The organism is Fibrisoma montanum, assembly GCF_003583365.1.
In the GTDB taxonomy this organism is placed as follows: Bacteria; Bacteroidota; Bacteroidia; order Cytophagales; family Spirosomataceae; genus Fibrisoma; species Fibrisoma montanum.
Genome location: NZ_QXED01000002.1, coordinates 306,664 through 321,262, shown reverse-complemented (window position 1 = coordinate 321,262; position 14,599 = coordinate 306,664). Strand labels below are relative to the sequence as shown.

Here is a 14,599-nt window from a genome sequence, read left to right as displayed (position 1 = left end):
AGTTTGTGTGCTTTACGGTAAATATAGAACGAAATTTTAATTCATATGGTGCCCGTGATTACCCATTCGATTAGTAGACCCTGACTGACCACCCATCATCAGAACGCCCGGCGTCAGCCGGAGGTAGATTTGCCCGGATAACGGCATGCTGCCATAGATAGACTGCAACGACTTCTCGGGTAAGCTACCCGTTAACTGCGCCCCAACCACCAGATCAGTCATAGCGTACCGGATAAGCCGATAGTTCATTCCCAGCGTGAGGTTATTGATCGTCAGGAGCGTCTGATTCGGCACATCACTTTCCAGCTCGAGCTCTTCGGGCGACTTCGATACGTTTTCATACCGGCCATAAAAAGCCACGCGGTTCAATTGCAGGCTGGTTTCGGCCAGGTAGGCGTTCTCGTGCAGCCCATCGTGGCTGTTCATGCCCCACACCAACGCGGAGGCCACGTACCGGTCGGGGGAGTTACCTAAGGGTTTGCTGTGCAACAACGATGCCGTGGTACGGTTGACATTCTCATCCGGTTCGGCGACTTCGGGGCTTTTCAGGAAGCCATGCGATACCTGTAGCGCCAGGGAGGGCGACGGATTTACCGACAGCCGGAACGAATAACTATCGAAGCGGGGACGATCGAAACCCAGCCGGTTTTCGTCGGGTTCGCGGCCGGTGAACGACGATGCTTCAACTTTTGCTATGCCCAGCCGATATCCCGCCGTGACAACGCCAAAGGTAATATGTGTAGCATCGTGCCAATGGTGGCCGAGGGGTGAATCAGGATTATTGAACGACGAAATCCGGTGCATAAAGGCGGGTGGTCCCAAGGCCGGTTCGCCGGGAAAGCCAACGTATATGAATGCATCCGAATGCGGGCTAAATGCATGACTATATCCTACCGACAGTTCGGCAAACAGGTCGTGCTGGTGCTGGCGGTCGATTAACCGGCGTCCCTGATAACTCTCTCCCGACTGAAACACCAGTGGATAGCCAGCTGCGCCCACCAGCAGCGGATCAAGCGACAGCATTGCTTTAGCGGCAAACAAACCCCGACGGCCTACATACCGCTGGGCCATGCCCATCGCCCAGTTAGGTGCGTCAAACTGCATGTCCCGTCCACGTTTACCGTGGTTATTAAAGTTCTGGTTAGTGTGACGAATGAAGAGGCTGTGGTGAAGCATATACATCCAGCCCTGGCCATTTTGCGTGCGGGTATGCAGCATGTAGGCGTACATGGGCGTGTTGTCGGGGTGCCAGCTCGTACCGGAACCGTTGCGATTCATGGGCAGGTTGCGGGAGTACAGATGGCTCATCATCCTATTCATGCTTTGCCCCATAGCACTGTTACCAGGCTGCTCATCATGGGTTCCGTGAGCAGCCGAATCCGGTTTTAATTCACCCGATGGCTCCTTTACCGCCGGTCGGTTCTCAGTGGGCATTGAGTGTCCCTGATGATGCTGGGGCTGCGTTGAGTTTGACTGCGCAGCGACGTAGCCAGTCAGCAGGAATAGTCCTATAAATACATACTGGTTCATCAGCTTTGTTGTATGTGTTGAACAACGGGATGATACTCATGTAGCGTAGCATCATCCCGTCTGATGTCGTCAGGCGTTGGCCGACATCCGCCGGCAGTCGTCGGCACAACGGCGGCAGGCTTCGGCGCAGGCCTTGCAATGCTCGTCGTCGTGCCGGCTGCACTCATCGGCGCAGGCATCGCACACGTCGGCGCAGAGCACCATAAACTGCTTCATGAACTGCGAATCGCGGGCGGTCAGCCGGGCGCACATGGTACAGAAATCGGCACAGTCGCGGCAGAGCCGGATGCAGTCGGCCATCATCTGTACGTTTTCTTCCTGCAGACAGGCCGTGGCGCAGCGCTCACAGGCTTCGGCGCAGTCGAAACAGATGTCGACGTGCTCGGTGTGTTGGGTCATGTTTTCCATAACGAACTTGATTGGAGTTGTCTACCAACAGTGGTATGACAAAATAACCACTCAGCTTCGCCGTAGTTTTTACATAATTTCCCGCTTGCTGTGCAGATTCGTGGCTTTCAGACCGAATCGAGCGGCCGCCGGTCGGCATGGGCGGCTTTGCGGTACTGTCCCGGCGTCTGGCCCGTCACCTGCCGAAACTGGTTCGAAAGGTGATGCACACTGCTGTAGCCCAGCCGCCAGGCGATTTCGCTCAGCGTCAGTTCATCGTACCGCAACCATTCTTTGACCTTTTCAATTTTCAGGGCAATGATGTATTTCTCCACCGTCTGCCCTTCGCCGGCGGAGAACAGGCCACTGAGGTATGAGTACTCGTAGCCGAGCTTCCGGGCCAGAAAATCAGAGTAATTTTCGGTCGGCAGACGCTCACCTTTCAGGTGTTGAATCTCATTGATCAGCAACACCTTGATATGCTCCACCAGCGACTGTTTACGATCATCGACCAGATCGAAGCCATTGGCCTGTAACGTCTGCCGGACGCTGTCGAGGGTGACGGTCGCGGGCAGCTCGTCCACCTCCACGTCGCCCAGGTCGACCCGGCCGACAACCAGTCCCAGCTTTTCGAGTTCTTCGCGCACCACCCGTTTGCAGCGGTCGCACACCATATTTCGAACAGTCAGTATCATCAGATGGCTGGTTTAAACCGGAATCCTACGTACACCATCCGGCCCGTTATTGGTCCCCAGACCTGCGAAGCCGCATCAAAATTCCGCCCGAACGGATCATTGGCCGCTACAATCGGGTTCAGTTGCCGGAAACCGGTGAGGTTCTCGCCCCCCAGGTACACTTCCCAACCGCTGCGAAACGCCCGACTCACCTGCGCGTTCAGGTTGTAGAAACCCGGTGCGTACGCCAGCGGCATGTTCGTGTACGACGTATGAACGTACCCTTCGCGCAGGTACGGTATCCGTTTCGGGCCGTTCCACTGCAACGTAGCGTCGAACTTCCACTTGTCGTAGGGCAGGGCATATCCGGCATTGAGCAAGACCCGGTCGCGGCTGACCATCATCCGGGGCAGCAACCGATCTTCGCCAAAAACGCCCCCCATGCTTTGCCGCACGTCGAACAGCCGGTAGGCCGCTTTAACCTCAAACCGCCTGGCCGGCTGTACGTTCAGTTCGACCTGAAAGCTGTTGGCAAACGACCGCTCCTGTACGTTGTAAAAATGCAGCTCACGCGGATGATCCAGGTCGACTACCAGCTGGTTCCGGAAGTCGGTCCGATAATAGTCGGCCGACAGCGTGACCTTCCGGTTCAGCACCTCAAACTCATTGACCAGGCTGAGGCCGTAGTTCCAGGAGATTTCGGGGCGCAGGTCTGCTTCGTTCAGGATGGCCCGCGAACTCACCAGATACCCGAAGTTTTCGGCGAGGGCATTTGGCACGCGGAAGCCTCTGCCCGCCGATGCCCGCAGGGTGAGGTTGTCGCTCAGCGTATACTTCGCGTGAACCCGGGGTGTCCACTGCGCCCCGAACAGGTTGTGGTAGTCGAACCGGCCGCCCAGTACGAGCACCAGTCGCTCGGGGTACGTATACGTGTACTCAACAAACGCCCCCGGCACCGATTCCGTCCGGGTAGATGTGGTCCCGGCACCGGCGAAGGTCTCGCGGTAATCGTCGAGCAGGTAGCTAAGACCGGTTTTGACCGCGTGGTTGGTGTTGCCGATGATCGACTGGTAGATCAGATTGGCGTACAACGTCTGCTGCCGCCCGGCATACGGCCGGAAGCCGAACTGGGCATCCTGCTGGTGATGGACGCCGTTCAGGATAAACCCTAATCCTTTGTACGGCTTTTCGGGGTACAGCCTGGCCATTTTAGAGAAGAACTCCAGCCGCCGGGTCGTGTTGCCGAACACGTAGCGAAGCGGACTCGTGACGCGGTTTAACTGCCCACCGTCGCGGTCTTCGTACAGCGCCTTTACCCCGAACTGGGCCATGAACCGGTCGCTGCTATACTTGTAGCGGTTGATGCCATTCACCTGCGTATACAGCGGCAAATCCCGGAAACCGTCGTTGTTCTGATCGATTTCTGTCCGCAACGTACTGGCGTGACCCAGTACGCCAACGCTCCATTTTTCGCTTATCGGCTGCGACCAGTTCACGTTGCCTTCCAGTCGGCCGAAGCTGTTGGCGTAGCCGTTCAGGAAAATTTTCTGCTGGCTGTCAGGCTTCTGTAACTCCACGTTCATCTGGCCCGTCATGGCTTCGTAGCCGTTCACAACCGATCCGGCCCCCTTGCCGACATCGATTGAGGTGATCCACGTACCGGGGATGTAATTCAGGCCAAAAGCCGTGGCCAGCCCCCGAACCGTCGGGATGTTCTCGACATTGGTTTGGACGTACTGGCCGCCCAGGCCCAGAAACTGAATCTGCTTCGCGCCGGTCACGGCGTCGCTGTACTGTACGCTGACGGACGCGTTGGTTTCGAAGCTTTCGGAGAGATTACAGCAAGCCGCTTTGGCCAGCGTTCGTTGAGTAAGCAGTTCGGTCTGGATGGGGTTCATCCGGTCGATCTGCCCGGACGTACCGGATACCGTAACCTCCTGCAGCGTAGCCTCACTTTTTAACGTAATGGCCACTTCCTGCGCCGGGTCGGTCAGCGTCAGAGTATCCGACCGGTAGCCGACGTAACTCACCGCTATTCGCCGGGCCTGGGGCACCATTGGCAGTTGAAAACGCCCGGCCGAGTCCGTGACCGTACCCGTTGGCGTACCGACCCACAGCACCGTGGCTCCAACAAGAGGCACTTGTCTGCCGTTGCTAACTTCACGTACGGTTCCCCGAACGGAGGTTCCCCGAATGGATGTGGTTGGATTGACCGATACGTTGCCGGCCTGTGTAGAATCGGATTGCGCCCATCCCGGTCCGTAGTACAGGAGGGCGATTAGAATTAATAAGAGTCGCATGAGTTCGTTGATTGATAAGAAAAACACAAGAAGCCCGTGTCTCGCGAACACCGGCATTATGCATTCCAATCAGCGAATCAGATTAACAGACTCTGTACCAGCGCAAGGATGTCGCGCCCGGAGAGAATGGGGGGAGATGATGCGGAAGCGACTGGGGTTGACGACTCCCGATCAAAGATCCAGTCGACCAGCCAGGCCAGCATGGTCACAACACCGGTCGCGACGGCTTCCGTAACCGTCTTGACCACCTTGGCTACCAGTTGACTCAGTGACGACGAAACGTCAACGTTTTCGTACTGTTGATCCTCGTCGCAGCAGGCTGCCCTGTCAAGCGCAGGCAGGTTGTCCCCTGTCTGCCTGGCGGTAGTTGTAGCGTGTTCAGCCGCACAGCCTTTCTGCTTGTGCTGGCTGACGACCGTTACCATCATCCGCTTTTTACCCCGCATCTGGCACGTATGTTCAATCAGGCCGAAGCCGGTACTGCTCAGCAGCACGACGCAGGCCATCAGGACATTGAACCATTGGAACAGAGCACGTTTCATATCGCGTCAAATGTAGATGATGTTGTGCAAATAGTCAAGTGTTTTTTAATGAGCGTTTAATGTGTATTCATACAAAACGGGCTGATACAGAGTACCAGCCCGTTTTTCAATTAGTTAACGGTTATTAATAACCAGGGTTCTGCTTCAATACGTCTTTACCCTGCAGGTCAATTTGGGCCTGCGGAATTGGCAGATACTCATCCTGGTTCGGCGTAAACTTAGCACCACCCAGTGCCACAGGCAGTTTGGCACCTTCGTAGGTTAGGTAAGCATTGATGGTTGGTTCGGCAATACCCCACCGCACCAGATCAAAGAACCGATGGCCTTCGCCTGACAACTCGATTTTGCGTTCAAATCGAACAGTTGTACGAGCTAACTCCTTGCTAGCAAAGTTGGCAGCAGGATATTCATTGATCACGTATTTAGCAGCCGGTTGCCCACCTTTCGTAACAAACCCAGCCGGGTTAGCCGCCCGCTTACGCACCATGTTTGTGTATTCACGTGCCTTCTCCAGACTTCCTACTTCAATTTCAGCCTCGGCTGCCATCAACAGCACATCGGCAAACCGCATGATTGGGAAGTTAAGCGCAGTATAACCAGGCGTCCATGAGCTGTTATCCTGGAGCGACCCAACGTCTGACTTATAGTAGACGAACTTCTTTGGTGAATACGGCCCGCCGTAATCCTGCTTCCGAATCCAGTCGTAACCAGGGAAATCCTGCCAGTCCAGATAAGGAATACCCCGGCGACCAACTGCGTGGTCAAGGCGAGGATCAAGATTACCAGCGTCAGGTGTAAACGGATCTTTAGACTGAATGCCTTGGTCGTTCTTCACCTCATTAGCAGGTGAATTATATGAGCCATCCAGTAACGGTAGTCCGTTTGCATTCGTTCTGTGTGAGTTAACCAACTCAAAGCTCGGCTGAAAAAATCCGCAGCAGTTACCAGGACCGTTCGGACCCGTATTGTACGGGAAGTTCAGGTCAAACTCCGGGTTAGCGTTATTTACGTTACCCGTGTTAGCGGCAGCTTGAATGGCAAAAACTGACTCTTCGTTGTTGTCATTCGACGCCTTGAAGACATCAGCATATCTTGGCACCAGTCCATACTTCTTGCCGTTCGACGTCTTACCGTTGGCAATAACGAGATCAAACAGGGCTTTAGCTTCAGCGTATTTCTTCTGATACAGATACACCTTGGCCAGCATGGCTCCTGCACCCCACTTATTGATCCGGCCAACAGCCGCCTGTGTTTCGGGCAGGTTGTCGTACGCAAATTTCAGATCGGCTTCGATCTTAGGGTACAAATCGACATCGTTTTTAATTTTTTCAATGCCAGCAGCGTAGTCAACCGTTTCGTCGATGTACGGCGTGTTGTTATACAAGCGCTTCAGTTCGAAGTAGTTGAAGCCACGTAGAAACCGGCCTTCAGCAGTAATCCGGGTTTTGTCGGCCGCGGAAACGTCAGGACCAGCCGAAGCCAGTAGGCGCAACGTTGCATTGACCCGGCTGATCGCTTCGTACTTGCGTTGCCACGAACCGGCCACATCGCCTGTAGAGATAGTTTCGAAGCGCTGAATTGGGTTGATCGACGAAAAGTCACCCGGGTCAGTACCCTTGTTGGCATCCCCTCCGCGAATGCTACCCCACAACCAGTTTGAAGCACTGGCAAAGCGGTCACCACGGCCGTTCAGCATCGAATAGGCGGCAATGAGTGACCCTTCGATTCCATTCTTAGACGCTAACTGGGCATTGCTCAACTGGCCGGTGGCTGGAATTTCCAGAAACTTATCCTGACAGGCGACTCCACCGAGCGTAAGTGCTGCGGTGGTCGCTACGCCAATCGCTCCTTTTTTGATGTACGTATTCATGTTTGATTTCAAACGATTTTAGATCTGTAGGTTTTCAGGTCAGGAGTTGAACCCGACGTTTATAGTCGGGTTCAACTCCCCATACAAGTTGATTAGAAACCAATGCTCAAACCGCCCAGGAAGCTACGTGTGATGGGATAGTTACCTACGTCGATACCGAAGTTCGTGTCGGCGTTACCACCTACGCCCGGATCCAGCCCCTGGTATTTCGTGATCGTGAACAGGTTGTTCGTTGAGGCAAAAATCCGCGCCCGCTGCAGACCAATACGGCTCAGGAAACCGGCAGGCAGGTTATAACCGATTGACAGGTTTTGCAGACGGAAGAAGGTACCATCTTCAACGTAGTACGAGTTCGACTGCGAGTTCGTGCTGAAGTTTGAAGCAGATTCGAAAATCGGCAGTTTGGCATCCGGATTCTGTGGTGTCCAGGAATCGCGTACCCGGGCGCTGATAGCAGCTCCCGCAAACGACGGATAGAAGTCAGTAAACCACTTCGATACATTAAAGATCTTGTTACCTACTGAAGTATAGGCGTAGGTTTCAATATCAAAGCCTTTGTACGTAAACTTCAGGTTCAGACCGCCCGTAAATTTCGGAACCGGGCTACCGAGGTAGGTACGGTCGTCGGGAGTAATCTTACCATCGTTGTTAATATCAGCATACCGGAAACGACCCGGGGCAGCACCGTCCTGTTCAGGGGCTGAGCGAACCTCCTCCTGGCTCTGGAACAGACCAGTCACTTTGTAGCCGTAGAACGACGAAATCGAGTAGCCCAACTGGTTCCGGATCGGATTGATACCGCGGAAACCCGGGTTAATGTAGGTAATGTAGGTCAGACCGGGTGCCAGTGAAACGATTTCATTGCTAAGAACACCACCCGTTATGTTAGCCTCGTAGCCAACTTCCGATCCAATCTTGCCGCGGGTAATTACCTGCAGGTCGATACCCTGGTTACGCATTTTGGCAATGTTTACCGAAGGCGCTGATGTATAGGGAGTACCAATAACGTCCGGAATAGGCACGTTGAACAGCAGGTCCTTTGTATCTTTCCGCCAGATGTCGAAGATTACCTCCAGGCGGTTATTGAAGAATGACCCATCGATACCCAAGTTAGTCGTGACACTGGTCTCCCACTTGGCGTTCGGGTTACCAATCCGCGAGCGGTAGTAACCTTCGAGGGTACTGCTGTTTGTACCGTTGATGTCGTAAGCGGAGTTGCCCAGGTTCGAGGCATACAGCGTGAACTGGTTGTTCGGGTCTACGTTGTTCGAGTTACCCATGATCCCGTAGCCGCCACGAATTTTCAGGTCAGTTACCCACGGCACATTCTTCATGAATTCTTCTGCCGAGATCCGCCAGGCAGCCGATGCAGCCGGGAACACCCCGTAGCGGTTGTTGGCACCAAACCGGCTTGAACCATCACGACGAAGCAAACCAGTAACAATATACTTGTCGTTGTATGAATAGTTAACCCGGCCAAAGAGCGAATAGAAGTTTACGCCCTTGAACTGGTTACTGCCCACAACCCGGCCCGTTGCCGATACCGTGTTCAGCGTGATGTAGTTCGGGTCGGTCGAGAAGGGGTTCAGACCGTTACCGTTGATGTTACGGCCTGAGCCTGTGTTCAGAGCCTCCTGACCAACCAGTACGTCGATGTTGTGGATACCAAACCGGCGCTTATAGTTGGCGGTATTTGTCAGCACCCACGAGAATGCATACCCACCGTATTCGTTGTACCCAAAGCTGGAGTTGTTCTCCGAGTTTTCGTACTGCAGACGCGAGTAGCCAAAGCCGTAGAAGTTGTTATACTGTCCACCAAGGCTGCTCCGCAGCGTCAGGTTAGCGATCGGATCGTACTCGATGTAGATGTTACCGAAGCCGTTCCCGTTAAAGTCGCGGTTGTTGATCAGGTTATCCCGCTCAGCTACCGGGTTACGCGGATTGTTGAAGCCCCGGGCTGCCGTACCGGCGTAGCCACCGAATTCGTCGTACACGGGAATGATCGTCGGCATCCGGAAAGCACCCAGGATTGAGTTTTCGTCAGCCGCTACACCCTGGCCTCCACCCTGACCGCCTTGACCAAGTACGGAGCGGTACGTGAACTGGAGGTTTTCGCCGATGCGAACGCGCTTCGACAGATCAAATTCCGTGTTAGCCCGGAACGTGTACCGCTTGAAGCTGTTGTTCAGCAGGATACCTTTCTGGTCCTGCGCGCTGAAACCGATGTAATACCGGCTGTAATCTGAACCGCCCGCGAAACTCAGACCGTGGCGCTGTACGGGGGCAACGCGGGTAATGGCGTCATACCAGTCCGTACCTTCTTTGTTGGCACGTACAACCTGATAAACAGGGCCAGCCGTGGGGTTCACGTTATATTTAGCACGCTCAGCGGCCAAATCAACCGAGCCAACTACACCAGACTGATTACCTACACGAATGTAGTCCGGGATGACCGGCTCAGGACCGCTACCAAATTGAGGGTGGGTCCATTCCTTGTCGCCTGGCTTATAACCAGAGTTGCGGAAAGCCTGCCAGGTCCACTGCGCAAACTCGGTCGGATTCAGCATCTCCTGGCCTCTGCCCGGATCTGTGATCCCGTACTGACCATCGTAAGACACTGACAGTTTGCGGGCCGTACGTGACCCTTTTTTCGTGGTGTACACAATTACACCGTTGGCCGCACGGGCACCGTAAATAGAAGCCGATGCTGCGTCTTTCAGTACGGTTGTCGTTTCAATGTCGTCGGGCGCGAGGAAGTCGGTAGAACCCACGGGCACCCCATCTACTACGTATAGCGGTTCGTTACCACCAAAGGCACCAAAACCACGAACCCGAATCTGGCTGGCCGTTCCCGGCTGACCATTCGTAATAACGGTCACACCGGCAACGCGACCCTGAAGCTGCTGCTCTACGTTACCGGAAGGGGTAACGGCCAGGGCACGAGCTTTTACCGTCGAAACGGCACCGGTGGTTTCGCGTTTGGTGTCAGTCGTGTAACCCGTTACAACGACTTCTTCCAGTGCCGTTGCATCGTCGGCAAGGGTTACGTCTACCGTTGAGCGGTTGCCCACGGCTACCTCCTGGCTTTTGGAACCAATAGCCGAGATAACAAGGACTGGATCATTGCCACGTACATTGATGGTGTACGTTCCATTGGCATCCGTAGACGTACCGGTGCTGGTACCTTTCAGTACAATGTTAGCACCGGGGACTGGGCCGTCGGGTCCCGTTACTTTACCAGTGACTCGGCGATCCTGAGCAAATACAGTCATGCTCCAAAGCAGCGCAACGGCACTCAGAACAGTCACTCTGAAGAACCTGTAAAACTTTGCGTTCATGTAGGTTAGTGTTAAAAGGGTAGAAAATCACCAACAATATTATGTTAGTTAAATTCTATTTCAAAGCAGAATGTGAATAAATTTATGCATACTGTCTGTGAATAGTATTATTTTAAGTAACAAACTTATTATTTTTTAACATTTCCGGGAAAATGGCCAACCGATGGTTTATACCTATGCAAACGATTCCACAGTCAGATTAGCCATTCTTTGAGTATTTCTTCAGGGTGTTTACTCAATTGAAGACTATCTGGGCAATATGTTGTATTTTAGCTTTTTTTTATGTCATAAAGTGATGTTCCGACGCTTTACCCTTCTTGTCTTCATTAGCGCAACCGGCTGGCTCAGTAACTCATGCCAGTTCCTGAACGCTACCCTGTTCACGCAGCTTCCTGCCGAGCAAACCGGTATTACGTTCGCCAATCGTATTGTCGACAATGATACGATGAACATTCTTGATTTTGAGTATATCTACAACGGCGGGGGAACGGCCATCGGTGATTTTAACAACGACGGGCTGGCCGATGTGTTCTTTACCGGCAATCAGGTGGCCAATCGACTATTCATTAATAAAGGGGATCTTCAATTCGACGACGTTACCAAACAGGCCGGCGTTGGCGGTGATGGGAAGTGGTGCGCGGGCGTATCGCTCGTTGATATCAACAACGACGGACGGTTGGATATATACGTCAGCGCAACGGTGAGCAAAGTAGCCCGCCGGCGCGAGAACCTGCTCTACATCAATCAGGGCGTTCGGCAGGGCATACCCGTGTTCAGGGAGATGGCCCGCGAGTACGGTGTTGCCGACGACAGCCATTCGACCAACTCGGCTTTTCTCGATTATGACAACGATGGCGACCTGGACCTGTACGTTCTGACCAACACCATCGAAAGCTATCCTAACGCGTACCGCGACAAGGTTAACGACGGCTCCTCTCCTACCACCGACCGGCTGTACCGGAACGACTTTGATGCGAAACGTGGTCACCCTGTTTTCACCGACGTATCGAAACAGGCCGGTATTCTGCACGAAGGCTATGGCCTTGGCATCAACATCACCGATATTAACCACGACGGCTGGCGGGATATTTACGTCACGAACGATTACCTGACGGACGACCTGCTGTACATCAACAACCATGACGGTACGTTTTCGGAGCAGTCGGGCCGGTATTTCAAACATACGAGCAGTTCGGCCATGGGCAACGACATTGCCGATATCAATAACGATGGCCTGCCCGATGTCGTAGCAGTCGATATGCTGCCCCGCGACAACTACCGAAAGAAGATGCTCATCGGGCCTAATAACTACCAGAACTACCTCAACAACGAGCAGTACGGCTACGGTTATCAGTACGTCCGGAATACGCTCCAACTGAATCAGGGCATCAATCCGCAAACCAAACAGCCGGTGTTCAGCGAGATAAGCCTGCTGGCCGACGTAGCCGAGACCGATTGGAGCTGGGCACCCAATCTCGTCGATATGGACAACGACGGTTACCGCGATCTGCTCATTACCAACGGGTTTCCAAAGGACATTACGGACCGTGATTTCGTGTCGTTCCGGGCGCAGAGTTCGTCGGTGTCGACCAAGTCGTTCATGCTGGAGCAGATTCCGGTCATCAAAATCAGCAACTACGCCTTTCGGAACAGGCAGGGTGATCTGACGTTTGAAGACGTAACGAAGGAATGGGGCATGGATACCCCCTCGTTTTCAAATGGCGCAGCATACGGCGACCTGGACAACGACGGCGATCTGGACTACGTGGTCAACAACATCAACGACTCGGCCTTCGTGTACCGCAACAACCTGATCGGCGACAGGAACAAACCGGGAAATTATCTGCGGATTTCATTCACCGGCCCGGCGCAGAACCGAATGGGTCTGGGCGCGACCGTTGCCATCCGGTACAAAAGAGGCACCGAGTTACAGCGCCAGGTCTACGAGCACAGCCCCTACCGCGGCTACCTCTCGACGGTTGAACCGGTGGCTCACTTTGGTCTGGGCGACGTAGCCACCATTGATGAAGTACGCGTTATATGGCCCGCCCACGGTGCTGAGCCGGCTCGCCAGCAAACGTTCCGGAATGTCAAGACCAATCAGGTATTGTCGGTCGACGTACGTAACGCCCGCGAAACGCCGACCCGGTCAACAGAGCCTGCCACACCCCCTTTTACGGAAATAACGGATTCGCTGTCGATTGCCTACACGCACGAAGAGCCGGAGTACATCGACTTCAACGTCCAGAAACTGCTGCCCCACAAACTGTCGCAGTTTGGCCCGGCCGTGTCAGTCGGCGATGTCAACGGCGACAGGCTGGATGATATCTTCGTTGGCGGTTCACGGCTTCGCAAAGGCGCTTTTTTCCTGCAAACCGCCCAGGGCAAATTTGTGCAGAAAGACCTGCTGCCCGGCCCGGCAAACGCGCCTTTCTCCCCCTACGCATCGGTGCCGAACGCACAACTGGCAAATCCGGGCAAAACCGAAGAAGACATGGGTACAGTACTCTTCGACGCTGATCTGGATGGCGATCTGGACCTCTACGTCGCCAGCGGCAGCGTAGAAGGCAACGCCAACACGCCGACGTTTCAGGATCGCCTGTACCTCAACGACGGTCGGGGCGGCTTTACCCTGGCCCAGTCGGCGTTGCCCGCCAATACGACCAGTAAGTCGTGCGTAAAAGCCATGGATTTTGACCGGGATGGCGATCTGGACCTGTTTGTGGGCGGTCGCGTGGAGCCGGACCATTATCCGAAACCCGTATCCAGTTTCATTTTCCGCAACGACTCCAAACCAGGACAGCCGAAGTTCACCGACGTGACAAAAGCCGTAGCGCCCGGCCTGGACAACCTTGGTCTGGTCTGCGATGCCCTCTGGACCGACTACGACAACGACGGCTGGCCCGATCTGATGCTGGCCGGAGAGTTCATGCCGCTGACTATCTTTAAAAATAATGGTGGCAACCAATTCACTCATTCACCCATTCCCTCATTCGCCAATGCTAAAGGCTGGTGGACCTCACTGGTAGCCGGCGATTTCGACCGCGACGGCGATATGGATTACATAGCCGGCAACCTTGGCCTTAACGCCCGGATGCGGGCCAGTGATCGCGAACCCGTCCGGTTATACGCCGGCGACTTTGACAACAACGGGTTTTACGACGCCATACCGACCATCTTCATCCCCGACGAGAACGGGCAGCGCCGGGAGTTCACTTTCCACGGCCGCGACGACCTCATCAAGCAGATGATTTCGATGCGGGCGCGTTTTCCGTTGTACAAAGACTTTACGCAGGCCAGCATTGACAAACTGCTGAAACCCGAAGAGCGCGAGAAAGCCCTGGTGCTGGAAGCCAACTACCTGCAGTCGGCCTACGTCGAAAACCGGGGCGATGGCACCTTCGCGCTGCATCCGCTGCCTACTCAGGCTCAGCTGGCGCCTATCTTCGGCATGGTGGCCGACGATGTCGACCACGATGGTAACCTGGATGTTGTGCTGGTCGGTAACGACTACAGCGGGGAAGTCCTGATGGGCCGCTACGACGCCCTGAACGGCTTGTGGCTGAAAGGTAACGGGCAGGGCGGCTTTACACCACAATCCATCGCGGCCAGCGGCTTCTACGTACCGGGTAATGCCAAAGGGCTGGCTCAACTTACCAACGCGCAGGGACAAACACTCCTGGTAGCAACACAAAATCGGGGGCGGCTCTGCCTTTTCCGCGAGAACCAACCAGACCGGGTTATTCGTCTGCAACCTACCGACGTAGCCGCCCTATTGGTGTACGGCGATCAGAAAAAGCAGAAAGTTGAATTCTGTTATGGGAACTCGTTTCTGTCGCAGTCGGCCCGCCAGCTCACGGTTGGGCCCACGGTGAAGTCGGTCGAAATCATTGATTCGCGGGGACGGAAACGGGTAGTGGCCGGAAATCATCAAATGGCTGCGCAGTAGTTCCTCACA

The 14,599-nt window shown here is 54.4% G+C and carries 8 protein-coding genes; 1 reads left to right on the top strand and 7 read right to left on the bottom strand.

Going from position 1 to position 14,599, the window contains the following annotated elements; genetic code table 11:
- Positions 1-36: 36 nt before the first annotated feature.
- The 7 genes from DYU11_RS07140 to DYU11_RS07110 form a co-directional block, all read right to left on the bottom strand.
- Positions 37-1,530: a hypothetical protein gene (locus DYU11_RS07140; protein ID WP_119666972.1), complete on the bottom strand. Its 1,494-nt coding sequence runs from the start codon at positions 1,528-1,530 to the stop codon at positions 37-39.
- Positions 1,531-1,599: 69 nt separating this feature from the next.
- Entirely contained in the window at positions 1,600-1,938 is a 339-nt protein-coding gene (locus tag DYU11_RS07135) for a four-helix bundle copper-binding protein (protein ID WP_119666971.1), read from the bottom strand.
- Positions 1,939-2,045: 107 nt separating this feature from the next.
- Complete coding sequence (locus DYU11_RS07130) at positions 2,046-2,612, bottom strand: AraC family transcriptional regulator (protein ID WP_119666970.1); 567 nt, start codon at positions 2,610-2,612, stop codon at positions 2,046-2,048.
- Positions 2,612-4,891, bottom strand: coding sequence for a TonB-dependent receptor (locus DYU11_RS07125; RefSeq protein ID WP_119666969.1), 2,280 nt, complete (start codon positions 4,889-4,891; stop codon positions 2,612-2,614). The genes DYU11_RS07130 and DYU11_RS07125 overlap by 1 nt, the downstream gene beginning before the upstream one ends.
- A 77-nt stretch (positions 4,892-4,968) precedes the next feature.
- A complete protein-coding gene (locus tag DYU11_RS07120; RefSeq protein WP_119666968.1) occupies positions 4,969-5,433 on the bottom strand; it encodes a hypothetical protein in 465 nt (154 codons plus the stop codon).
- A 124-nt stretch (positions 5,434-5,557) separates the two neighbouring features.
- Complete coding sequence (locus DYU11_RS07115; protein ID WP_119666967.1) at positions 5,558-7,303, bottom strand: RagB/SusD family nutrient uptake outer membrane protein; 1,746 nt, start codon at positions 7,301-7,303, stop codon at positions 5,558-5,560.
- A gap of 92 nt (positions 7,304-7,395) precedes the next feature.
- Complete coding sequence (locus DYU11_RS07110) at positions 7,396-10,641, bottom strand: SusC/RagA family TonB-linked outer membrane protein (protein WP_119666966.1); 3,246 nt, start codon at positions 10,639-10,641, stop codon at positions 7,396-7,398.
- Between the two features lie 295 nt (positions 10,642-10,936).
- Here DYU11_RS07110 and DYU11_RS07105 point away from each other — a divergent pair, with 295 nt between their 5' ends.
- Entirely contained in the window at positions 10,937-14,590 is a 3,654-nt protein-coding gene (locus DYU11_RS07105; RefSeq protein ID WP_119666965.1) for a VCBS repeat-containing protein, read from the top strand.
- Positions 14,591-14,599 lie beyond the last annotated feature (9 nt).